This is a genomic window from Paeniglutamicibacter sp. ZC-3 (assembly GCF_025847175.2).
GTDB classification, from domain to species: Bacteria; Actinomycetota; Actinomycetes; order Actinomycetales; family Micrococcaceae; genus Paeniglutamicibacter; species Paeniglutamicibacter sulfureus.
This window is the reverse complement of the sequence record NZ_JAOYTG010000003.1, coordinates 70,954-94,025: the sequence shown is the minus strand read 5'-3', so window position 1 is coordinate 94,025 and position 23,072 is coordinate 70,954. Positions and strand designations below refer to the sequence as shown.

Here is a 23,072-nt window from a genome sequence, read left to right as displayed (position 1 = left end):
GCCGCCCGGGTTTACGCTGAGCTGTCCACGTGCTCCATCGCGGTGCGCCGGCCACCCACCATTGATTTCCACGAACCAGAAAGTGATCCACGATGGCGCCACGTATTGGGGTTCTTGCCCTGCAAGGGGATGTACGCGAACACCTGGCCGCACTTGATTCACTGGGCGCGCTGGCGTTGCCGGTGAAGTCCCCGCGCGAGCTGGCAGACCTTGACGGGTTGGTCATTCCCGGCGGCGAATCAACGGTGATCGACAAGCTCTCGCGCATGTACGGCGTGGCCGAGGTGCTCAAGGCCAGGATCGCCGACGGGTTCCCGGTCTACGGGTCGTGTGCCGGAATGATCATGCTGGCCGACACCATCGCCGACCCGACAAGCAACCTCAAAGGCGAACCCCAGCAAAGTTTCGGGGGAATCGATATGGTGGTCAAGCGCAACGCCTTCGGGCGCCAGGTCGACTCCTTCGAGGTGGACCTGGCGATCCGCGGGCTCGAGTCCCTCCCAAGCCAGGACCCGAACCGGGTGACAGCACCGGTGCGGGCGGCATTCATCCGAGCGCCGTGGGTCCAAAGCGTGGGTGAAAAGGTGCAAGTACTGGCCAAGGTCCCCGCCGAAAACACGCCTTTGGGCGCGGATGGGCTTCGGGTGGATAGAATTGTTGCAGTACGTTCGGGAAATTTGCTGGCGACCTCCTTCCACCCAGAGGTGGGCGGAGAGCGTCGGATCCACGAACTCTTTATCCAAATGATCAGAGGAGACGCGTAAGCATGTCCGGCCACTCCAAATGGGCTACCACCAAACACAAGAAGGCTATCCTCGACAGCAGGCGTGCCAAGTCCTTCGCCAAGCTGATCAAGAACATCGAGGTCGCCGCCCGCGCGGGCGGCGCCGACATGGCCGGAAACCCGGGCCTTGAACTTGCGGTATCCAAGGCCAAGAAGACCTCGGTCCCCAGCGACAACATCGATCGCGCCATCAAGCGCGGCGCCGGCCTGACCGGTGAGGTCATTGACTACACCGAGATCATCTACGAGGCCCGCGGCCCGCAGGGTTCGGCGTTGCTCATTGAGTGCCTGACCGACAACAAGAACCGCGCTGCCTCCGAGGTCCGCCTGGGAATCACCCGCAACGGTGGATCGATCGCCGATCCCGGATCCGTGGCCTACATGTTCACCCGAAAGGGCGTCGTGGGCTTGCCGAAGAACGGCCTGACCGAAGACGACGTGCTGATGGCAGTGCTCGACGCGGGTGCCGACGAGGTCAAGGAAGCCGGGGAATCCTTCGAGATCCACTCTGAACCCACCGACCTGCGCGCCATTGTTGCGGCACTCGAGGAAGCCGGCATCGCCTACGAGAGCGACGAAATCGAATTCGTTCCCTCGATGCAGGTGGAACTGGATGCCGACTCGGCCCGCAAGTTCCTGAAGCTGGCCGACGCGCTCGAGGAACTGGACGACGTCCAGAACGTCTACTCGAACGCCGACATCAGTGCCGAGGTCATGGCAGAACTCGAACAGGACTAGTCCTTTTCCATGCCCTTAAGAGTGGTTGGCGTCGACCCCGGACTGACCCGTTGCGGTCTGGCCGTGGTCGACGTCGAACCCAACCGCCGTGCCACGCTCATCGACGTGCGCGTCGTTGGAACCCCGCCGGGCACACCGCTGGATGCGCGCCTGCTGGCCATCGCCGACGGTATCGATGCGTGGCTTGACGAGCACAAACCCGATGTGGTGGCCCTTGAACGGGTCTTTAGCCAGCTGAACGTGAGCACCGTGATGGGCACCGCCCAGGCCTCGGGAGTCGTCATCGTTGCCGCGGCACGACGCAACATACCGGTGGCGCTGCACACCCCCACCGAGGTCAAGGCCGCGGTGACCGGCTCCGGAGGAGCCAACAAGGACGCCGTGGGCAAGATGGTGGCCAAGATCCTGCGCCTTGACGCGCCTCCGTCGCCCGCCGACGCGGCAGACGCCGCGGCCCTGGCCATCACGCACGGCTGGCGCGGTGCCGCATTCGGTGCCGCCGGTGCCGCCGCCTCCGCCTCGGGCTCACGCCCCGCAGGCGGGTCTTCGGGGCTGACCCCCGCCCAGCGCGCATGGATCGCCGCCGAAGCGAAGGCCCGTTCGGTCAAGGCCCGGTAGCCCGGAGGGCGGCGCCTCCGCGGGAGGCGCCGCCCGAACCTGTAAGCTGTTCGTAGATATATTCGCATGGCTGGCGTGTTCGACGAACTTCCGCGCGGCCCGGTACCACGGAGGAACGCCCACATGATCAGTACGCTGCGAGGAGTGCCGCAACAGGTCAACCTGAACAATGCGGTCATTGAGGTCGGCGGCTTCGGCATGCTGATCCAAGCCACCCCGCAGACGCTGGCCACCTTGCAGGTGGGCCGCGAAGCGCTGGTGCACACCTCCATGGTGGTGCGCGAGGACTCGATGACGCTCTTCGGCTTTGCCAGCGGGGACGAACGCGAGGTCTTCGAGGTCCTCACCGGGGTCTCGGGCATCGGGCCGCGCACCGGCCTGGCGATCCTCTCGGTGCACACCCCCGAAGAGGTCCGCATTGCCGCGAGCACCAAGGACACCAAGGCCTTCACCAAGGTCTCGGGCATCGGACCCAAGGGCGCCGAGCGCATCGTGTTGGAACTCAACGGCAAGCTCGTCCCCACCGGGGCCCCGGTGCCGGCAGGCAGCCCCGTGGCCGCCAGGTCCTGGGAACCGCAGGTCCTCGAGGCGCTGACCGGCCTGGGCTGGACGGAGAAGGATGCGGTCAAGGCCCTGGACGCCCTGACCAAGAACGACCCGCAAATCGTTGCAAGCGGCAGCGTGCCGGAAATCCTGCGGGCGGTGCTGCGTTCCCTGGGGCGTGGCAACCGGCCGGGAAACTAGGAGTAGGCCATGGCAGAAACCGGTGCGTTGACCGACGCCGGCTCGGAACCCGAGGAGCGGGTGCTCGAGGCGGCGTTGCGCCCCAAGAACCTGGACGACTTCGTTGGCCAGGCGCGCGTGCGCCAGCAGCTTTCGCTGGTGCTCGAGGCCTCCAAGATCCGCGAACGCACCGCAGACCACGTGCTGCTCTCGGGCCCGCCTGGCCTGGGCAAGACCACGCTGTCGATGATCATTGCCGCGGAGATGAACGCGCCGCTTCGCATCAGCTCCGGCCCGGCGATCCAGCATGCCGGCGACCTGGCCGCCATCCTCTCCTCGCTCACCGAGGGGGAGGTGCTGTTCCTGGACGAGATCCACCGGATGAGCCGCCCGGCCGAGGAAATGCTCTATATGGCCATGGAGGACTTCCGGGTCGACATCATCGTGGGCAAGGGTGCCGGCGCGACGGCGATTCCGCTTGAGCTTCCCCCGTTCACCCTGGTCGGTGCCACCACTCGCGCCGGGTTGCTGCCCGGGCCGCTGCGCGACAGGTTCGGCTTCACCGGCCACCTGGAGTTCTACAGCGTCGAGGAACTCGAGCTGGTGCTGCGCCGCTCGGCGATGATGCTCTCGCTGAAGGTCAACTCGGCGGCGTTCTACGAAATCGCCTCCCGCTCGCGCGGCACCCCCCGCATCGCCAACCGGCTGCTGCGCCGGGTGCGCGACTGGGCGCTGGTGAACCGGCTCGAAAGCATCGACGCCCGCGCAGCCTCCGCCGCCCTGGACATGTACGAGGTCGACGCCCGCGGTCTGGACCGCCTGGACCGTGCAGTGCTCCATGCCCTGTGCACCAAGTTCGGCGGGGGACCGGTGGGCCTCTCGACACTCGCGATTGCCGTCGGCGAGGAGACCGAGACGGTGGAGACCGTCGCCGAGCCGTTCCTGGTCCGCGAGGGCCTCCTCGGGCGAACCCCGCGGGGCCGCATCGCCACCGCGGAGGCCTGGAGCCACCTGGGACTCCGGATGCCCGCCGATGCCGTATTTGCCGGGCAGGCCAGCTTCGAGCTCGACGCTGACGACGCGGAATAGGTGCCGGCCAATGCCCCGCGCCGGCGCGCGCCAGGATTCAGAGGACATTCGCAGGCCAAAACGCCTGCGCGGTCGGGGTTTGGCCAGAAAGTCCCTATAGTATGGAAAAGCCCACCGGCTGCGCAATTGCGATTGTGCGCGCCGTTGACCATGACTTAGAAACAGGTATTATCTCGTGACCGAAAACGTTTTGGCCCAAGCCGCTGCCGGCGGAGCGGCCCCGTTCGACCCGACCATGTTGATCATGCTCGCCGCCTTTGGCCTGCTGATCTTCATGATGATGCGTGGCCGTAAGAAGGCGGCCAAGGCGCAGGAGGAAATCCGCTCCAATCTTGCCCCGGGCGCCGAGGTGATGACCCAGTTCGGACTCTTCGGCACCATCTCGAGCATCGACACCGATGAAAACAAGATCGTCCTGGAGGTATCCCCGGGCAGCTTCGTCACCGTGCACTCCCAGGTCGTTGCCAAGGTTGTCGCCCCCGAAGCTGCCGCAGCCGACGCCGTTGAGGTCCCGAACGATGCATCCTCGCTGACCTCCGAGCAGGCCGGGAACACCGAAGCCGCCGACGTCGAAAGCCCCGAGGAGACCCTGCGTCGCCTCAACAACGACGACAAGGGCCCCAAGGCCTAAGGGGCCGTGCCCCCGGGCACCCTCACCCCCGTAGCAGTGAACGGCGGCCGGATTTCTGTGGGCCCTTGGCCCGCAGGTGAGCAACCCGGCCTCGACCGAACTTCACCAAGCGGCCCGGAGCCGCCCCGAATCCCCCCTGAGGGGGGAGTTGCGGCCGGCTTCGGGTTTTCCGCGGAATCTTCGTCCCCGCGAGGGCGGCGGAACAACCAGAAAGCCCCACGATGTCATCTACTGGTCCGATCAAGCAGGCGCGTAAATCCCTGCTGTGGCTCGGCGTGATCTTCCTTATTTCGGCAGCCATCCTCATTACCGGCGTGCTGAGCGGGAAGGCAGCATTTGCCCCCAAACTTGCCCTCGACCTTGAGGGCGGCACCCAAATGATCTTGGCCCCGCGAGTTGAGGGCGGTGCCGCGGCAACGCAGGAGCAACTGGACCAGGCGGTGGAAATCATCCGCCAGCGTGTGGACGGCACCGGTGTGTCCGAAGCCGAGATCACCACCCAGTCCGGGCGTAACGTCGTGGTCTCCATGCCGGGCGTCCCGGACACCCGCACCCGCGAACTGATCCAGGCCTCGGCCAACATGGAGTTCCGTCCGGTCATCCTGGCCGGGCCCTTCACGGCCGTTCCCGAGGACCAGCGACTGCCCGAGGCGGAGCTTCCCAAGCCGTCTGCCGAGCCGGAGAACGGTTCGGACCTGAACTGGATCGACGCGGCCCTTTACCAGCAGTTCGAGGCCTACGATTGCCCCGCCGAGCTCGGCCAGGGATCCGAGGAATCGCACGACCCGTCCAAGCCGATGATCTCCTGCGACCCGGACATGGGACAGAAGTACATCCTGGGCCCGGTCGAGGTTCCCGGCGCCGACATTGCCGATGCCTCCTTCGGCATGGTCCGCGGCCAGCAGGGCGCGGTCACCGGCCAGTGGGGCGTGAACCTGGAATTCAACAACGAGGGCAAGACGAAGTTCGCCGAAGTCACCCAGCGACTGGTTGGCATGCAGGGCGCGCAGAACCAGTTTGCGATCGTGCTTGACGGCACCGTGATCTCCGCCCCGACTGCAAACGCGGTGATCCCCGACGGGCGCGCCCAGATCACCGGCAACTTCACCGAGCAGTCCTCCAAGGCCCTGGCCGACCAGCTGAAGTTCGGCGCCCTGCCGATCAGCTTCGACATCCAGTCCGAGCAGCAGATCTCCGCAACCCTAGGTTCGGACCAGCTGCGCAGCGGCCTCATCGCGGGCCTGATCGGCATGGGGCTGGTGGCCATCTACTCGCTCTTCCAGTACCGACTGCTGGGCATGGTGACCATCGTGTCGCTGATTGTTTCAGGACTGCTGACCTATCTGGCGCTGGTGCTGCTGGGCTGGTCGATGAACTACCGGCTCTCGCTGGCAGGCGTTGCGGGCCTGGTGGTGGCCATTGGCCTGATCGCCGACTCCTTCATCGTGTACTTCGAACGCATCCGCGACGAACTGCGCGACGGACGTCCGCTGACCTCGGCGGTGGAGATCGGCTGGAAACGCGCCAAGCGGACCATCCTGGCCTCCAAGGCCGTGAACATTCTGGCCGCGGTGGTGTTGTACATCGTTGCCGTGGGCAACGTGCGGGGCTTCGCCTTCACCCTGGGCCTGACCGCAATTGTCGATATCGTCGTGGTCTTCCTGCTCACCCACCCGACCCTTCAGCTGCTGGCCAAGACCAAGTTCTTCGGCGAGGGGCACCGCCTGTCGGGGCTCGACCCGTCGCTGCTGGGAGCGGTGCCGCTGTACCGCGGTGCCGGACGCGTCCGCAGCTTCAGCCCCGAGGCCGAGGCGGCGCGCGGCAAGAAGAACGCCAATGCGGCCTCCGAAGCCGGGCGCCGGCAGACCATCGCCGAACGCCGCAAGGCCGCTACCAGCGTCTCGGCGCCCACCAAGCAGGACGAACCAGCCGGTAAGGATTCTTCAAATGGCTAATCTCGCAACATGGGGCAACGAGCTCTACACCGGCAAGCGGTCATACCCGTTCACCGGACGGCGCAAGCTCTGGCTGGTGCTCTCCGCGGTCCTGGTGCTGCTGGCCATCCTGGTCCCCGTCGCCAAGGGCGGATTCAACCTGGGCATCGAGTTCCGCGGCGGATCCGAGTTCACCATCTCGAAGGTGGAACACACCGAGGTGCCCGCCGGCGAGTCCGCCGTTGTGGCGATCGCCCCGGACCACCACCCGCGGGTCACCAACATCGCCCCGAACACCATGCGCGTGCAGACCGACAAACTCACCGACGACCAGACGCTGGACGTCGCCGAGGCACTGGCCGGCGCCTACGGCGTCACCAAGGCGGAAGTGACCTCGACCTTCGTCGGCCCCACCTGGGGCGCGGACATCTCCAAACAGGCAATCATCGGCCTCATCGTGTTCGTGGTGCTGGTGGCGCTGCTCATGGCGGCCTACTTCCGCACCTGGAAGATGTCGCTCGCGGCCATCATCGGGCTGCTTCAGGTCGTGGTGATCACCGCCGGGATCTACTCGCTCTCCGGCTTCGAGGTCACCCCCTCGGCGATCATCGGCTTCCTGACGATCCTGAGCTACTCGCTCTATGACACCGTGGTGGTCTTCGACAAGGTCCGCGAAAACACCGCGGGGTTCGAGGGGCAGTCCAAGCGCAACTTCGAGGAACTCGTGAACCTGGGCATCAACCAGACCCTGGTGCGTTCCATCAACACCTCGGTGGTAGCAGTGCTGCCGGTGGCCTCGATCCTGTTCATCGGTTCCTACCTGCTGGGTGCCGGCACGCTGAAGGACCTGTCGCTGGCGCTGTTCATCGGCATCATCGTCTCGGCACTCTCGACGCTCTTCGTCCAGGCTCCGCTCTACTCGTTGCTGCGCGACGGCGAACCGGAGATCGAACGCCACAACAAGAAGATCGAGGCAAGCCGACTGGCGAACGTCTAGTCTTTGCCTGCACACCCGGTTGAACCGGTGCATTGGACGGCGGGGCCCCCGGAGGATGACTCCGGCGGCCCCGCCGTCCGCCGTTGGCCCGGAAGTGCTATAACCTAGCAAGAGGAAGTTGGAGTGGCCTTCGCCGGCGCTGCCCGCAGCGGCACCCGGAACGAGGGCCTGTTTCGACTTCCCGTGAACTTATTGCGGCGCCAGCGCCACGGCGACGGACCCTGATCGAAAAGGAGGCACCCGATGGCCGAGAACCACGGTGTCATGATGCCAGGGGCCCCGAATCCCGCACCCAGGCGCGGGACGATCTCCCGGCTGGTCCGCCTGGCCGGACGCGGGCCCAGTGCCCAGCCCCCGACTCTGGAGCCGTTGCTGCGCACTGTTCGTGCCCAGAACCCCAAGGCGGACCTCGACCTGCTGGCCCGCGCCTACGCCGTGGCCGAACGCTGCCACGAGGGCCAGAAGCGCAAGAGCGGTGACCCATACATCACCCACCCCGTGGCGGTGGCCACGATCCTGGCGGAAATGGGCATGAACGGGGCGATCCTGGCCGCGGCACTGCTGCACGACACCGTCGAGGACACCGACTACTCCCTGGAGACCCTCACCCGCGAGTTCGGCGAGGAGATCGCCAAGCTGGTGGACGGGGTCACCAAGCTGGACAAGGTGCAGTTCGGGGAGGCCGCGCAGGCGGAGACCGTGCGCAAGATGGTCATCGCAATGTCCAAGGACATCCGCGTGCTGCTGATCAAGCTGGCCGACCGCCTGCACAACGCGCGCACCTGGCGCTACGTCTCCCCGGAGTCCAGCGCCAAGAAGGCGCGCGAGACCCTGGAGATCTTCGCACCGCTGGCCCACCGCCTGGGCATGAACACCGTCAAGTGGGAACTTGAGGACCTGTCCTTCGCCGCCCTGCACCCCAAGGTGTACGAGGAGATCGTGCGCATGGTCGGGGAACGGACCCCCGAACGCGAGAAGTACCTGGGCACGGTGCGCAGCGCCATCGCCGAGGACATCGCCGCCGCCCGGCTCAAGGCCGCCATCAGCGGCCGGCCCAAGCACTACTACTCGATCTACCAGAAGATGATCGTGCGCGGCAAGGACTTCGATGACATCCACGACCTGATGGGCGTGCGGGTGCTCGTTGACACGGTCAAGGACTGCTACGCGGTGCTGGGGTTGATGCACGCGCGCTGGACCCCGCTGCCGGGGCGGTTCAAGGACTACATCGCGCTGCCCAAGTTCAACCTGTACCAGTCGCTGCACACCACCGTGATCGGGCCCGACGGCAAGCCGGTGGAGATCCAGATCCGCACCCACGACATGCACCAGCGCGCTGAATACGGTGTGGCGGCGCACTTCAAGTACAAGCACGGCGCCGCTTCCGACGGCCGCTCGGTCGAGGAACAGGACATGGACTGGCTGCGCAGCCTCATGGACTGGCAGAAGGAAACTTCCGACTCCAACGAGTTCCTGGACTCGTTGCGCTACGAGATCAACACCGCCGAGGTCTTCGTCTTCACCCCCAAGGGACAGATCATGTCCCTTCCCGTGGGATCCACGCCGGTGGACTTCGCATACTCGGTGCACACCGACGTCGGCCACCGCACCATCGGCGCGCGTGTGAACGGCAAGCTGGTGCCGCTGAATTCCGAGCTCCACCACGGTGACATGGTGGAGGTCTTCACCTCCAAGGCAGAAAACGCCGGACCGTCCCAGGACTGGCAGGGCTTCGTCAAGAGCGCCCGAGCGCGAAACAAGATCCGCCAGTGGTTCACCAAGGAACGCCGCGAGGAAGCCATTGAGAAGGGCAAGGAACAGCTGACGAAGGCGCTGCGGAAGAACAACCTTCCGCTGCAGAAGCTGATGACCCACGACGTGCTTTCCGCCGTCGCCCAGGAGCTGCGCCACCACGACATTTCCGCGCTCTATGCGGCAGTCGGCGACGGGCACACCTCCGCGCAGAACGTCATCGAGCACCTCACCGCACTGGTCGGCGGGGAAAACGGCGGCGTCGCGGAGGTTCTGGAGGAAACCCCCATCTACGCGGTGCCGGGCCGGTCGATCGATTCCGACGCCGGGGTCATCGTCCCGGGCGCCGGAGAGGTGCTGGCCAAGCTGGCACGTTGTTGCACGCCCGTGCCGCCGGACCCGATCCGCGGGTTCGTCACCCGAGGCTCCGGGGTGTCGGTGCACCGGACCGACTGCGTGAACCTCAAGCAGCTCGAGGAACAGCCCGACCGGCTGGTAGAGGTGCAGTGGGCGCCGACGAAGTCCAGCGTCTTCCTGGTGGAGATCCTGGTCGAGGCGCTGGACCGCAAGTCGCTGCTCTCCGATGTGACGCGTGTGCTCTCCGAGAACCACGTGAACATCCTGGCCGCCAGCGTCTCCACCTCGCGCGACCGCGTTGCGTTCTCCCGCTTTGCCTTCGAGATGGGTGACCCGAAGTACCTCAGCCACGTGCTCAATGCCGTGCGCCGGATCGACGGTGTGTACGACGTGTACCGCACCTCTGGCGGGACCCGCCGCTCCTAGCCGCCGGTCCCGGCTCGAACGCCTTCAGCCCGCCGCGGGCAGCTCGGTGTCCATCAGGCGGGTGATGGCCATCAGCGCGCGACGCCGACCCGGCCGGCGCACCTGCGCGTTGATCTGCTCGAACATCTCCCGGTACCCGCAGCGCAGGCGGGCCGAGTCGTTGATGGCGGCCAGCACCGGCAACGATTCGCGCAGCTCGGAATTGAAGGCAATGTCCATCGCCGTGCGCAAGGGCGAGGTGACGGCGATGCCTCCCACCGTGCAGATCTGGTCTTCGTCCATGGCCCCTTCGCTCAGGCGCAGCACCATCCGCGGCGTTGGCGCGCAGGGCCGGTGGTAGCGCGGCACCACGATGTCCAGTTCGCGCGGCATCGGCGCGCAGCCATAGACCCATGCCGCCGTGCACTTGCACAGGGCACGGCCGGGCACCAGTTGTTCCCCGGCCACCGCGGCGGCCACCCGCGCGCGGGTCACCGAATTGTCCGGGTGGGCGACTGAGACGTAGGCTCCGGGAAGCATCTCGCGCAGGGAACCGCGCAGCCTCAGCGCCTGCAGCTCGTTGAGGGTGAACGGCGCATCGACGAGGATGACCTGCAGGGCGCCGAGGACCGGGGCCGGTTGCAGGAGTTGTGGTTCGGCCGGCTCGCTCCGGGGGATTGTACGTTCCATTCCCCCACTCTCACAGGCGAGGGTGCCAGGTGGCAGGGGAGTGGCGGAAACTGTGGATAACCTTCGAGCACCCCCGATGCCGCGGGCACCCGCTTCCGGGGGGGATTAAACGCCGCCGGGCGGGTGCGGTTCGAAGGAACCGTACCCGCCCGGCGGAGCAGTGCGTGTGTGCCGTTACTGGAAGTCCGCGGAGGACTTCTGCAGGGTCTCGAGCCACAGGCGACGCGCATCCAGGGCTTCCTGGGCGGCCTTGACCTTGGACTCGACGCCCTTGGCCTTTGCCTTGGCCAGGTCCTCCTCGAGGCCGGCGATGGCCTCCTCGAGCTGGGTCAGCATGGAGTTCGAGCGTGCCTTTGTCTCCGGGTTGGACCGGCGCCACTGCTCGTCCTCTGCCGAGCGAACAGCCTCTTCGACTTGACGCAGCGAGGACTCCACGCGCTGCATGTCGGCACGCGGTACCTTGCCTGCCGCCTCCCAGCGGTCACGGATCGAATCCAGCGACTTCTTGGTCGCGGCCAGGTCCTTGATCGGCAACAGGGCCTTGGCCTCGACCAACAGGGCCTCCTTGACGATGAGGTTCGCGCCGAACTCCTCGTCGATGGCGGCGTTCGCGGACTGGCGGGCCTCGAAGAAGACGTCCTGCGCGGCGCGGAAACGTGCCCACAGGGCGTCGTCGTCCTTGCGCGAAGCGCGCTTGGAGGCCTTCCACTCGTCCATCAGGCGACGGTATTCGCCGGCGGTCGGTCCCCAGTCGGTCGAACGCGAGAGTTCCTCGGCGCGTGCGATCAATGCTTCCTTGGCGGCCTTGGCCTCGGAGTTGGTCGCATCGAGCTGCGAGAAGTAGGCCCGGCGGTGGCGGTCGAAGGTGGTGCGGGCGCCGCGGAAGCGCTTCCACAAGGAATCCTCGGTGGATCGTCCCAAGCGAACGCCTGACTTCTGGGCGGTCTTCCAGGCGTCGAAGAGGTCGTTCATGCGGTTGGAGCCTTGCTTCCACTGCACGGTCGTCGGATCCGTGGCGGCCAGCGCCTCGGCCTCGGCGACGATGGCCTCGCGGGCGGCGAGCTCGGTGGCGCGCAACTCCTCATTGGCCTTGCGCTCGGTGGCAACCAGTTCGGCGACGGCGGCGCGGGCGGTCTCGATGCGCGCTTCCAGTGCCGGGATGTCCCCGACCATGGCACGCTCGGCCACCGTGGCGGCGAGGTGGTCCAAGGTCTTGTTCATGTCAGAGCTCGGGGCCTTGGCGGCGACGCGCTGCTCCAGGAGCATGAGCGAGGAGACGACCTCGTCGTGCTTGCGCACGAAGTAGGCCAGGGCCTCTTCGGCGGTGGCATCCGGGTACTGGCCGACCGGGTGCTCGGCGCCGTCGACGAGAAGGAAGACATGGCCGTCCTCGGAAACGCGGCCGAACTTGGCGGCTTCCTCCGGCGGGGTGGTAAACGTCGGGGGAGCGGCCACGGGGGTGGCGACCTTCGCGGCGTGCTTGCCCGATGGGCGCGCGGACGGGGCCATGGCCGCCGGAGTCGGCACGGCATGTGCAGCGGGCTTGGCTGCTGCCGGGGTTGGCTCGGCGGCGGGTGCTTCCTGGGCCGCTTCTTCCTCAACTGCCGGGGCTTCCGTTTCGGGTGCCTCCGCTGCCGCTTCGGGTTCTGCAACCGGGGTTGCCGCGGCAACGGGTGCTTCCTGCGCTGCCGGGGCTTCCGTTTCCGGTGCCTCCACTGCAGCTTCGGGCTCGGCAACCGGGGTTGCCTCTACCGTGCTTTCGGTTTGCTGCTCCTCGGCCGCTGCTGCTGGCTGGAGATTGTCGTCGGATTGCTGACTGGTGGTCACCGCTGAAACTCTTTCGCTAAGGTTCGGCCCCGGTTATGCGCCGGGACACAACTGTCTCCGCCACTTTACCCGCCATGTCCCAACCGCCGGTACTCCTGCGCCGCAAAACCCTGACGCATTCGCGTCGTTTCGCCATCGGCGCAGTGGCGCGCCATTAGACTTGGTTCCCTACGTGCCCGCCGCCGATGGCCGAATCCCTCGGACCGACGGCCCGCGGTCCGTGGCAACCAACCAGTTTTCCCCCTCACTAGGAGTACAGACTTCATGGCACGCAAGGCCTCACTATCCGGCTTCCCCGAATGGCTCCCGCAGGAGCGTGCGGTGGAGCAGCATGTATTGGACACGCTGCGTCGGATCTTCGAGCTGCATGGGTTCGGCAACATCGAGACCCGCGCCGTGGAAACCGTCGGACAGCTGCTGCGCAAGGGCGAGATCGACAAGGAAGTCTACGGACTCTCCCGCCTGGCCGCCGAGGAATCCGCCAAGCACGACCCCAACGCGCTGGCCCTGCACTTCGACCTGACCGTCCCCTTCGCCCGCTACGTGGTGGAAAACGCCGGACACCTGGCCTTCCCGTTCCGCCGCTACCAGATGCAGAAGGTCTGGCGCGGCGAACGCCCGCAGGACGGCCGATTCCGCGAATTCACCCAGGCCGACATCGACGTGGTGGGCGACGGAGAACTGCCCTTCCGCTACGACGTGGAACTGGCCCTGGTCATCGCCGAGGCACTTTCCGCCCTGCCCATCGGGGACTTCCGCCTGCGCGTGAACAACCGCAAGCTCGCCGAGGGCTTCTACCTTGGCCTGGGGCTCGAGGACACCGCCGGCGTGTTGCGCTCCATTGACAAGCTGGAGAAGATCGGTGCCGAGAAGGTGGCCGAGCTGCTCAAGACCGAGCTCGGCGCCAACGACGAGCAGGCTGCCGCTGCCCTGGCACTGGCGCAGATCTGCACAGCAGATGTCTCCTTCGTCGGGCAGGTCCGCGCACTGGGTGTCACCCACCCGCTCATGGAAGAGGGCCTTGACGAGCTCACGCAGGTGATCGAGGCAGCCGTGTTGCGCGCCCCGGGCAAGGTCGTCGCCGACCTGTCCATCGCCCGCGGCCTGGACTACTACACCGGCACCGTCTACGAGACGGTCCTGGTCGGCCACGAATCGCTCGGCTCGATCTGCTCCGGCGGGCGCTACGAATCCCTGGCCTCCACCGGCAAGAAGAACTACCCGGGCGTCGGGCTGTCCATCGGGGTGACCCGCCTGGTTTCGCGCATGCTCGCCGAGAACACCGCCGTAGCTGCACGTTCGGTGCCCAGCGCCGTGTATGTCACCTTGGCCAACGACGATTCCTGGAACGATGCCCAGGACGTGGCCGCCGAGCTGCGCTCCCGCGGCATTGCCTGCGAAGTTGCCGCCAAGGCGGAGAAGTTCGGCAAGCAGATCAAGTACGCGGACAAGCGCGGCATCCCCTTCGTCTGGTTCACCACCGCCGAGGGCACCCACGAGGTCAAGGACATCCGCACCGGGGCCCAGGAAACGGCGGACCCGGCCCTGTGGACCCCTGCGGCCGAGGACCTCAACAACCTGGTGGGCGCGCCGGCCCCGGCCGTGGCCTAGCAAAACCTCTCTGCCGAGTCACGAAAGCGGGTGCCGCCTGCCCCCGCTTTCGTGACTCGGCACACACCTTTCCCGGTTCCGTGGTTGCCACCGACCGCATGCCGGTAAACTCGCACATAGATTCTTCCCAATTCCGCGCTCCCCATGGGGGGTGCGCCCGTGCCGCGGGCGCCCGCCCGTGACCGGAAACCCACGCGGAAATTTGCACCTTTGTAGAAAGGAATGCAGTGCTACGCACTCATCAGCTCGGCACCTTGACCGCCGAGCACATCGGAGAAACCGTCACCCTCACCGGTTGGGTGGCCCGCCGCCGCGACCACGGCGGGGTCGCCTTCCTTGACCTGCGCGACGCCTCGGGCTTCGCCCAGGTCGTGGTGCGCGAGGAAGAGGTTTTCCACCCGCTGCGCAACGAATTCGTCCTGCAGATCACCGGCAAGGTCGAGCGCCGCCCCGAGGGCAACGAGAACCCGGCGCTGGCCACCGGCGAGATCGAAGTCATCGCTGAATCCGTCGTCGTGCTGAACACCGCCGCGCCGCTGCCGTTCCAGATCGACGAGCACGTCGAGGTCGGCGAGGAGGCGCGCTTGCGCCACCGCTACCTGGATCTGCGCCGCCCCACCCCGAACCGCAACATCCGCCTGCGCTCCGAGGCCAACCGGATTGCCCGCAACCTGCTGCACGACGACGGCTTCGTGGAAATCGAGACCCCGACGCTGACCCGTTCCACCCCCGAGGGCGCCCGCGACTTCCTGGTCCCGGCCCGCCTGGCCCCCGGATCCTGGTACGCCCTGCCGCAGTCCCCGCAGCTGTTCAAGCAGCTTTTGCAGGTCGGTGGCTTTGAGAAGTACTACCAGATCGCCCGCTGCTACCGCGACGAGGACTTCCGCGCGGACCGCCAGCCGGAGTTCACCCAGCTGGACATCGAGGCCTCCTTCGTCGAGCAGGACGACATCATCGCCGTGGGCGAGGCCCTGGTGAAGGAACTGTGGAAGCTGATCGACGTCGAGATCCCGACGCCGATCGCCCGCATCACCTACCACGAGGCCATGGCCAAGTACGGTTCGGACAAGCCGGACCTGCGCTTCGGCCTCGAGCTGACCGACATGACGGAGTTCTTCAAGGACACCGAGTTCGGCGTCTTCAAGGCCCCGCACGTCGGTGCCGTGGTCATGCCCGGCGGCGCCTCCCAGCCCCGCCGCACCCTGGACGGCTGGCAGGAATTCGCCAAGCAGCGCGGCGCCAAGGGCCTTGCCTACGTGCTCTACAAGGAGGACGGCGAACTTGCCGGCCCCGTTGCCAAGAACCTGACCGACGTTGAGCGCGCCGGCCTGGCCGAGGCCACCGGAGCCAAGCCCGGCGACTGCATCTTCTTCGCCGCCGGTTCCAAGAACGAGGCACGCGCATTGCTCGGCGCCGCCCGCGTGGAAATCGGCCACCGCACCGGTTTGATCAAGGAAGGCGACTGGGCATTCGTCTGGGTCGTCGACGCACCGATGTTCGAGCCCGCCGCTGCAGCTGTCGCCTCGGGCGACGTGGCCGTCGGGTCCGGCGCCTGGACCGCCGTTCACCACGCCTTCACCTCCCCGAAGCCAGAATTCATGGACACCTTCGACACCGACCCGGAGAACGCACTCTCCTACGCCTACGACATTGTCTGCAACGGCAACGAAATCGGTGGCGGCTCGATCCGTATCCACCAGCGCGACCTGCAGGAGCGCGTGTTCAAGATGATGGGCCTTGACCAGGAAGCGGCACAGACGAAGTTCGGCTTCCTGCTCGAAGGCTTCAAGTACGGCGCCCCGCCGCACGGAGGAATCGCCTTCGGCTGGGACCGCGTGCTGCAGCTGCTCACCGGCTCGGACTCGATCCGCGACGTCATCGCCTTCCCGAAGACCGGTGGTGGATTTGATCCGCTGACGTCCGCTCCGGCTCCGATCACGGCCCAGCAGCGCAAGGAGGCCGGCGTCGACTCGAAGCCGGAGGCCAAGAAGGCCGACTCCAACGAGCCTGCCCCGGCCGAAGCCAAGTAGTCCGCACCGCTCTTAAGCGGTTGCCGGGAGGGCGTCCACCATCACGGTGGGCGCCCTCTTGCTTGCCAGTGAGGTTTTGCGCGGGGGAGCGGCAGGGTGTCAAGCGGCAGGCCAGGGCAAATCCGGCGGGCGTGGCGGGGGGTCTTGGGAATGGAAACGTCGCCTTGTCGGCGACCGATTTGTTGTGCCCGGCGCTGGCGGTGCTGTCGCACCCTTGCCGTGCGCTGACGACATGTGAAGGAAGGCGTGGAAAACAGGTGCGAAAAGTGGACAACCTTAGTAATATTAATTATCTAGATAAATTTTTGACTTAGTCCGTCTTTTGGCGGCGTGCGTCATGGCGGTACCTCGCCTCCACAGAAAGGCCACGACATGAACCCCTTGATCCCGGCGTCCTCACGCCGTTTCGCCCCGAATCATGGTGCCGAACAACGCCGCAGGGCGGGGGAGCGGTCATGCTGAGCAACGACAAGGCGTTTCCCGGTGCGTGGCAACGGGCGCTGCTGCCCTTGAGCCTGCTCGATGCGCTGGAGGCAGGACCCAACCACGGCTATGCATTGGAGCGGATGCTCGAAGCGCGCGGGTTCTCTCCCATCAAGGGATCGACGCTGTACCCGGCCCTGGTCAAGCTGGAGGCTGCGGGACTCATGGACAGCATCTGGGAAGACGGCGACGGGGCACCGGGCCGCAAGGTCTACACGCTCACCGGCACCGGTCGCGGCCATCTGGCCGCCCAACGCGAACTATGGGCCTTCTTCCAGGACGCGGTGCTGCGGGAATGATCACGTGCCCCAATGTCGATGTCCATCAGTTGTGCCGGCGAGCCCGGCCGGCCCTCCGCGTTGCCGATGCCCGGGATCCCCTTGTACTTCAGCAGGATTGACCAGGGTGCCGGGTGGGGTGTGACCGGCTCAGCCGGGCAGGTCGTCGGTGTCGACGATGAGGGTGTACGGTCCTGAATTCACCAGCGAAACCTCCATCATCGCGCCGAAAACGCCGGACTCTACGTGCGCCCCGAGCTTGCGGAGCTGATCCATGAACTCCTCGTACAACGGCTCGCTCACCGCGCCGGGAGCCGCGGCGGTCCAGCCGGGCCGCCGACCCTTGCGCACGTCCCCATACAGCGTGAACTGGCTGATGACCAGCAACGGCGCCCCCAGGTCCTCGCACGATTTCTCGTTCTCCAGCATGCGCAGACGCCACACCTTGGCCGCGAGCTTGGCCGCCAACGCCGGGGTGTCGCCGTGGGTCACGCCCAGCAACACCACCAGTCCGGGTCCGTCGATCTTCCCGACCACCAAACCCCCAACCTCGACCGAGGCCCGGGAAACCACCTGCAACACAGCCTTCATTCATCCGCCTTCTCATCGTTGTCCATCGCCCCGGCGCACTTTCGCCGCGCAAGTGCCGCCGAACGTAGCGAGCCTACCGTTTTGCCCGGGCCCGGGCACATTCGGGCGACGCAGGGACACCGCCCCACTTCCCCGCACAACCGGGACGATCCCGGGGCAGGCGCGGGCCGGAAGGCGGACACTGGTGGACATGGGCACACCTCTAGCTGCACCACTTTCGGCGCAGGAGTTGACCGCGGAGCTTGGCCGGAAGATGGCCGCCGCGGCACTTGCCCTGTCCGAGGTCACCGCGCAGCTGGGACAGGTCGCGCTCGATGCGGCCTCCGGAGCGGCGATGATGGGCCTGCTCGAGCGCAGCCACCGCGCCATCGCCTATGGCCAGCTCGTGGTCGTCCAGCGCGCCGCAGCCGCCGAGGTTCACCGACTTGAACCTGTCATCGCCCAGGAGATCGACGAACTCGTGGCCCACCCCGAGGAGCTGGCAAGGGGCACCGCCGCCATCCCGACCGAACAATTGCGCCCCGGGATGGCGCCGCACCGCAACATCCTGGCCTATATGCAGGCGCACCTGCATATTTCCAGTTCCGATGGCCGACGCCGCATCACCGGCGCCAAGCTCCTGGTGGCCCCGGCCAAACCAGTGAACGACGACGGGCCCTCGGCGGCACCCAGCTACCCTATTCTGGCCAGGGCCGCCGCCGACGGCAGCGCCGACGTCGGCAACCTCGCTTCCGTCGCCGGCCGGCTCGACTCCATGCAGCCGCGCATCAAGCCGCGGCCCGACGCCGGCAAGGTCAACAACGCCATCGAGGAATCCCTGGTCCATGAGGCACGCAACGGCGAGCCCAAGATGTGCGGCAAGGCACTGCAGGACTGGGGCAGCTTCCTGGCCGAGAATGGGACTCCCCTCAGCGATGAGGAAATCCGCGCCAGGCGGGGCTGCTTCTACCGGGGATTCCGTGACGGCAGCGACGAATACCTGCTGCGCTGCGATCCCCTCGACTCGGAAACCATCGTCGCCTTTGGCGAGGCTTGGACCAATCCCCGCTCGCTGAAGGCCCCGCCGTACTCCGCCTCCACGAACCCCGGTCCCGCCACGTCCGCCCCGGATGACGACACTGCCGCCCCCGCCGGTGGGGCCGCCACCGGGACCCCGCGCTTTTCCCCGGCGGGCGCACCCGCACCGGGGTGGGCCGTGCCAGCAGATGGCGGGGACGAGGACATCCCGCTGAGTGGAATGGCCTGCGGACTTCCCCCGGAAGGCCCGGGGCTCGCGGCCCTGACGGCACAGGACCCACGCACCAGCCCGCAGCTGCTCCTCGATGCCCTCGTTGCCGCATGCTCCGGAGCATTGAACGGCACCGACATAAGCGAAACCGGCGGCATGCGAGTCAAGATCGGCGTCCTGATCGGCTACCGCAGCCTGCTGGGCCAGTGTGAAGAAGCGGGATTGACCGCACACAACCGTCCCATCTCCGCGGCCAACATCAGGAGACTCGCCTGCAATGGCGACATCCTGCCGGCTGTCCTCGGAGAAAACGGGGAGGTCCTCGACCTGGGCCGCGAAGTCCGCGGCTTCTCCAAGGCCCAGCGCAAGGCCATCGCCATCAGGGATCGCGGGTGCATCATGCCCGGCTGCACGCGGCCCGCCTCGACCTCCGAATGCCACCACGTCATACCCTGGCTCGAAGGCGGCGAAACCAATGTGGGAAATTCGGCACTCCTGTGTGAATACCACCATGTCCAGGTGCATGCGGGACTCATTACGCTTAAGTCGATCGATGGTGTTCCCTATGTCATCGCCATCGACGGACAACCTCGCGGCGCACCGCAGCGGAACCTTTACTGGCACCCCGAGCTTCGCACCGTCGGATTCACGGCGCCCCTGTTCGACTAGGGCCGCCAGCGATTCGCGACGGCGGCACGCCGGTCGTGCCGCACCAAACTCCCGGGTGTTGTCTTTCCTGCTGGTGGGGTTGTCCCCAGCACCGCCGTTGGGACTGATGTGACAGCACCCGGGCCCTACCGCCGACGAAGCGCCGTCAGACGCTTTGGGGCGCACCGATGCATCCACGGTCCCGTCAAGCCCCGCCGAGGGGGAAAACCACCCTAATCGGGGGCGGGGAATCGTCGGCGGCAATGCTGAACTAGGCTGGTGGAGTGAACGATCTGCTCAGTGCCTTGGGTGACGACGAGGAAAACGACGAAGAACATGTGCGCCCGCGCGCGCCCTTGGCGGTACGCATGCGCCCGCGCTCGGTCGAGGAACTGGTTGGCCAGCAGCACTTGCTCAAGGCCGGCTCCCCGTTGCGCCAACTGGCAGGCATCGACGGGCCGGGCCCCTCCGGGCCCTCAAGCATCATCCTCTGGGGTCCGCCCGGCACCGGAAAGACCACCATCGCCCACGTGATTGCCCGTGCCCCGGGCCGCCGTTTCGTCGAGCTCAGCGCCATCACCGCCGGAGTCAAGGACGTCCGTCGCGTCATGGACCAGGCGTTGGAGGACCGCGACTTGCGCGGCTTCACCACCGTCCTGTTCCTTGACGAGATCCACCGCTTCAACAAGGCCCAGCAGGACGCCCTGTTGCCGGGGGTGGAAAACCGCTGGGTCGTACTTGTCGCGGCAACGACGGAAAACCCGTCGTTCTCCGTCGTCTCCCCGTTGCTCTCGCGCTCATTGCTACTGACGCTGCGCCCCCTGGTGGAGGGTGACATTGCCGCGCTCATCACTCGCGCCCTGGCCGACGAACGCGGATTCAACGACGAGCTGGTTCTGGACCCGGCGGCACTAGACCATTTGGTGCGCATGGCCGGAGGGGATGCGCGCCGGGCGTTGACCGCCCTTGAGGCCGCCGCCGCAGTGGCCTGGAGCGCCGCCGAGTCACACGGACTGCTGGCTCGCCGCACCGCGCAGAAGTCGGAGGCGGAATCCGCCGGGGAACCTTCGGACGCACAGCCGGGGAAGGGCCCGGCGGAGGAACCCCCCGGAGCACCGCAGGATCCTGACACTGCCAGTGGCCTGGAAGCCGAGACCAGCGACGGGGACCGTGACGCCGATCCGGGCACGGACGAGACGCCCGCGGCCGACACCGCCGAGGAGGCCCCCGATGGCGGTGGACTGAGTCCCACCGGCCAGATCATCATCACCATCGAGCACACCGAACGCGCCATGGACGCAGCGGTGCAGCGCTACGACAAGGCGGGGGACCAGCACTACGACATCATCAGTGCCTTCATCAAGTCCATCCGCGGTTCGGACGTGGATGCGGCCCTGCACTACCTGGCAAAGATGTTGGAGGCCGGGGAAGACCCGCGCTTCATCGGCAGGCGCATCATGATCAGCGCGTCGGAGGATATCGGCATGGCCGATCCCAGCGCCCTTCAGACGGCCGTCGCCGCGGCCCAGGCCGTTCAGCTCATCGGCATGCCCGAGGCCCGGCTCATCCTGGGACACGCCGTCGTGCACCTTGCCACGGCTCCGAAGTCCAACGCCGCCTACAACGCCATCAACGCCGCCGTCGCGGATGTCAGGGCCGGCCGCGGCAGGGGAGTGCCCATGCATTTGCGCGACGCCCACTATGCCGGCGCCCAAGGGCTGGGTCACGGCAAGGGCTACCAGTATTCACATGACGCCCCGCATTCGGTGGCCACCCAGCAATATGCACCCGATGACCTGCTGGGGGTCGATTACTACAAGCCCACCGCCAACGGGGCCGAACGTTCCATCGGTGAGCGAGTTGAACGCATCCGCGGAATCATCCGGGCCAAGGACCGCCGGACGAAGTGATCGATCGTGGGCAGCGGACAGATCTCACATGCCCGCCACCCTCCGAAGGTTAACGTTGGGTTTGGCGGCGGTGGTAGGATTGATCCTTGGCTGGCAAGCTGTCCAACTGCACACCATCCGAAACCCCGGTCTCGGAAGGTGCGCAATGTGGCAGTTGTAGTGAATAGGGAAGCGGCTTCCCACAACTCTCCATCATGGAGGCCAGACCCAATGACAGCCGCTCACAAAAGATAAGGACACTCGTGGCTAACAACACTCGTGCCCGCCGCAAGGTTCGCCTCTCGCGAGCCCTCGGCCTTGCCCTGACTCCCAAAGCTGAAAAGTACATGGAGCGTCGTCCCTACGGTCCGGGCCAGCACGGCCGTGCCCGCAAGAAGCAGGACAGCGACTACGCAGTGCGTCTTCGCGAAAAGCAGCGTTTGCGCGCCCAGTACGGCATCCGCGAAGCACAGATGACCCGTGCCTTCGAAGAAGCCAAGCGCACTGCGGGCCTGACCGGTGAAAACCTGGTTGCCCTTCTGGAAATGCGTCTGGATGCCTTGGTTCTGCGTGCAGGCTTCGCCCGCACCATCGCCCAGGCCCGTCAGCTGGTTGTGCACCGCCACATCATGGTCAACGGCCAGCGCGTGGACCGTCCGTCGTACCGCGTGTCCGAGGGTCAGCTGATCCACGTTCACGAGCGTAGCGAAAAGATGGGCCCGTTCCAGATCGCCGCTGCAGGCGCCCACCGCGATGTTCTCCCCGCCGTTCCGGCCTACCTGGACGTCAAGCTTGAAGCCCTTCAGGCCAAGCTCGTCCGCAAGCCGAAGCGCTCCGAGGTTCCCGTAACCTGCGAAGAGAACCTCGTCGTCGAGTACTACGCACGCTAAATCCGTCGGGTTCACGCCCAACGAATTGAGCTTGCAACACGAAGCCCGTGGCCACGCGCCGCGGGCTTCGTGTTATCCAAGACGTTTCGGTTCCGTGCTATCGCCAACCTTTCGGTAAGGTGGAAAAGCACATGTCACCAACCGTAGAGGAAAAGCACATGACAGGGTCGGATATCGCCGGACTCATCGCGGCAGGCGTTTTTGCCGTGCTGGTGGCACTGCTTGCCATCCCCATCTGGAAGCTCGGCAAGGTGTTCGATGAGCTCCGCGCCGCAGTGAAGGACGTCTCCGACGGCACGACCCCGCTGCTGACCGAGGTCACCAGTACCGTGGCCACCACCAACGACCAGCTGCGCAAGGTCGACGGCATCACCTCGCACGTCTCCGACGCATCGGCGAACATCAGCGCCTTGTCCTCCTTGACCGCAGCCACCGTCGGGAGGCCGCTGATCAAGGTCGCGGCATTTACCGCCGGGGTCCGTTCGGTCCTCGACACCAAGCCGAGCGGCAAGGGACGACGTTCGCGCTGATTCTTGCCCGCGGCAACGAGGGCATCGGTCGCGGCCGCCTGCCGGTACGTGCCATGCAGCAGCACCAGGCAGGGCACGAACCAACCATCCACGAAACGAGGAAACCGCAGATGAAGAAACTATTCTGGGTCGGCATCGGAATCGGCGTCGGCGTCCTGACCGCCCGCAAGCTCGGCCAAGCCAGGGATCTTGCCAGCTCCGACGGACTGAACCGCACCGTTGGGCGCATCGGCGATTCGCTGCAGGAACTGGCCGAGGCCTTCCGCACCGGCATGAATGAACGCGAAACGGAATTGCGCCAGGCCCTGGGCCTGGATGAAACACCCGGCCCAAGCCACCACTAGACTTA

The 23,072-nt window shown here is 66.4% G+C and carries 20 protein-coding genes; 17 read left to right on the top strand and 3 right to left on the bottom strand.

Annotated features, from left to right (window positions below; translation table 11 throughout):
• Positions 1-92 precede the first annotated feature (92 nt).
• The 9 genes from pdxT (at position 93) to OIU93_RS04980 (ending at position 10,049) form a co-directional block, all read left to right on the top strand.
• Positions 93-764 (top strand): pyridoxal 5'-phosphate synthase glutaminase subunit PdxT, encoded by a 672-nt coding sequence (gene pdxT / locus OIU93_RS05020; protein WP_264268991.1) that lies wholly within the window; start codon positions 93-95, stop codon positions 762-764.
• A 2-nt stretch (positions 765-766) separates the two neighbouring features.
• Positions 767-1,522, top strand: coding sequence for a YebC/PmpR family DNA-binding transcriptional regulator (locus tag OIU93_RS05015; protein WP_264268990.1), 756 nt, complete (start codon positions 767-769; stop codon positions 1,520-1,522).
• A 9-nt stretch (positions 1,523-1,531) separates the two neighbouring features.
• Positions 1,532-2,140, top strand: a complete 609-nt coding sequence (gene ruvC, locus OIU93_RS05010) for a crossover junction endodeoxyribonuclease RuvC (RefSeq protein ID WP_264268989.1) — start codon at positions 1,532-1,534, stop codon at positions 2,138-2,140.
• A 123-nt stretch (positions 2,141-2,263) separates the two neighbouring features.
• The gene (gene ruvA, locus OIU93_RS05005) at positions 2,264-2,884 is read left to right on the top strand and encodes a Holliday junction branch migration protein RuvA (protein ID WP_264268988.1); all 621 of its coding nucleotides are present in this window, start codon (positions 2,264-2,266) and stop codon (positions 2,882-2,884) included.
• 9 nt (positions 2,885-2,893) lie between these two features.
• Entirely contained in the window at positions 2,894-3,952 is a 1,059-nt protein-coding gene (gene ruvB / locus OIU93_RS05000) for a Holliday junction branch migration DNA helicase RuvB (protein ID WP_264268987.1), read from the top strand.
• 175 nt (positions 3,953-4,127) lie between these two features.
• Positions 4,128-4,583, top strand: a complete 456-nt coding sequence (gene yajC, locus OIU93_RS04995) for a preprotein translocase subunit YajC (protein ID WP_264268986.1) — start codon at positions 4,128-4,130, stop codon at positions 4,581-4,583.
• Between the two features lie 221 nt (positions 4,584-4,804).
• On the top strand, positions 4,805-6,538 hold the full coding sequence (gene secD, locus OIU93_RS04990; RefSeq protein WP_264268985.1) for a protein translocase subunit SecD: 1,734 nt from the start codon (positions 4,805-4,807) through the stop codon (positions 6,536-6,538).
• The gene (secF, locus tag OIU93_RS04985; protein ID WP_264268984.1) at positions 6,531-7,514 is read left to right on the top strand and encodes a protein translocase subunit SecF; all 984 of its coding nucleotides are present in this window, start codon (positions 6,531-6,533) and stop codon (positions 7,512-7,514) included. Before secD ends, secF begins: the two co-directional genes overlap by 8 nt.
• A gap of 243 nt (positions 7,515-7,757) precedes the next feature.
• Positions 7,758-10,049: a bifunctional (p)ppGpp synthetase/guanosine-3',5'-bis(diphosphate) 3'-pyrophosphohydrolase gene (locus OIU93_RS04980; protein ID WP_264268983.1), complete on the top strand. Its 2,292-nt coding sequence runs from the start codon at positions 7,758-7,760 to the stop codon at positions 10,047-10,049.
• Positions 10,050-10,073: 24 nt separating this feature from the next.
• On the opposite strand, the gene OIU93_RS04975 is transcribed toward OIU93_RS04980, so the two are convergent.
• Both OIU93_RS04975 and OIU93_RS04970 read right to left on the bottom strand, forming a co-directional pair.
• Positions 10,074-10,718 (bottom strand): type IV toxin-antitoxin system AbiEi family antitoxin, encoded by a 645-nt coding sequence (locus OIU93_RS04975; protein WP_264268982.1) that lies wholly within the window; start codon positions 10,716-10,718, stop codon positions 10,074-10,076.
• Between the two features lie 174 nt (positions 10,719-10,892).
• Positions 10,893-12,545: a DUF349 domain-containing protein gene (locus OIU93_RS04970; protein ID WP_264268981.1), complete on the bottom strand. Its 1,653-nt coding sequence runs from the start codon at positions 12,543-12,545 to the stop codon at positions 10,893-10,895.
• A 264-nt stretch (positions 12,546-12,809) separates the two neighbouring features.
• Here OIU93_RS04970 and hisS point away from each other — a divergent pair, with 264 nt between their 5' ends.
• The 3 genes from hisS (at position 12,810) to OIU93_RS04955 (ending at position 16,968) form a co-directional block, all read left to right on the top strand.
• Positions 12,810-14,156 (top strand): histidine--tRNA ligase, encoded by a 1,347-nt coding sequence (hisS, locus tag OIU93_RS04965; RefSeq protein WP_264268980.1) that lies wholly within the window; start codon positions 12,810-12,812, stop codon positions 14,154-14,156.
• Between the two features lie 227 nt (positions 14,157-14,383).
• Positions 14,384-16,186: an aspartate--tRNA ligase gene (gene aspS, locus OIU93_RS04960; protein ID WP_264268979.1), complete on the top strand. Its 1,803-nt coding sequence runs from the start codon at positions 14,384-14,386 to the stop codon at positions 16,184-16,186.
• Positions 16,187-16,641: 455 nt separating this feature from the next.
• Positions 16,642-16,968, top strand: a complete 327-nt coding sequence (locus OIU93_RS04955) for a PadR family transcriptional regulator (RefSeq protein WP_264268978.1) — start codon at positions 16,642-16,644, stop codon at positions 16,966-16,968.
• A 129-nt stretch (positions 16,969-17,097) separates the two neighbouring features.
• Here OIU93_RS04955 and dtd read toward each other — a convergent pair whose 3' ends face one another.
• Positions 17,098-17,538, bottom strand: coding sequence for a D-aminoacyl-tRNA deacylase (gene dtd / locus OIU93_RS04950; protein WP_264268977.1), 441 nt, complete (start codon positions 17,536-17,538; stop codon positions 17,098-17,100).
• A gap of 190 nt (positions 17,539-17,728) precedes the next feature.
• Here dtd and OIU93_RS04945 point away from each other — a divergent pair, with 190 nt between their 5' ends.
• From OIU93_RS04945 to OIU93_RS04925, 5 genes are all read left to right on the top strand, one after another.
• Entirely contained in the window at positions 17,729-19,435 is a 1,707-nt protein-coding gene (locus OIU93_RS04945; RefSeq protein ID WP_264268976.1) for an HNH endonuclease signature motif containing protein, read from the top strand.
• A gap of 263 nt (positions 19,436-19,698) precedes the next feature.
• Positions 19,699-21,324 carry a replication-associated recombination protein A gene (locus OIU93_RS04940; RefSeq protein ID WP_372342870.1) on the top strand — a complete coding sequence of 542 codons (1,626 nt, stop codon included), beginning with the start codon at positions 19,699-19,701 and terminating at the stop codon, positions 21,322-21,324.
• A 242-nt stretch (positions 21,325-21,566) separates the two neighbouring features.
• Positions 21,567-22,193 (top strand): 30S ribosomal protein S4, encoded by a 627-nt coding sequence (rpsD, locus tag OIU93_RS04935; protein WP_264268975.1) that lies wholly within the window; start codon positions 21,567-21,569, stop codon positions 22,191-22,193.
• Positions 22,194-22,351: 158 nt separating this feature from the next.
• Positions 22,352-22,723 carry a DUF948 domain-containing protein gene (locus OIU93_RS04930; protein ID WP_264269198.1) on the top strand — a complete coding sequence of 124 codons (372 nt, stop codon included), beginning with the start codon at positions 22,352-22,354 and terminating at the stop codon, positions 22,721-22,723.
• Positions 22,724-22,833: 110 nt separating this feature from the next.
• Positions 22,834-23,067 (top strand): hypothetical protein, encoded by a 234-nt coding sequence (locus tag OIU93_RS04925; protein ID WP_264268974.1) that lies wholly within the window; start codon positions 22,834-22,836, stop codon positions 23,065-23,067.
• Positions 23,068-23,072 lie beyond the last annotated feature (5 nt).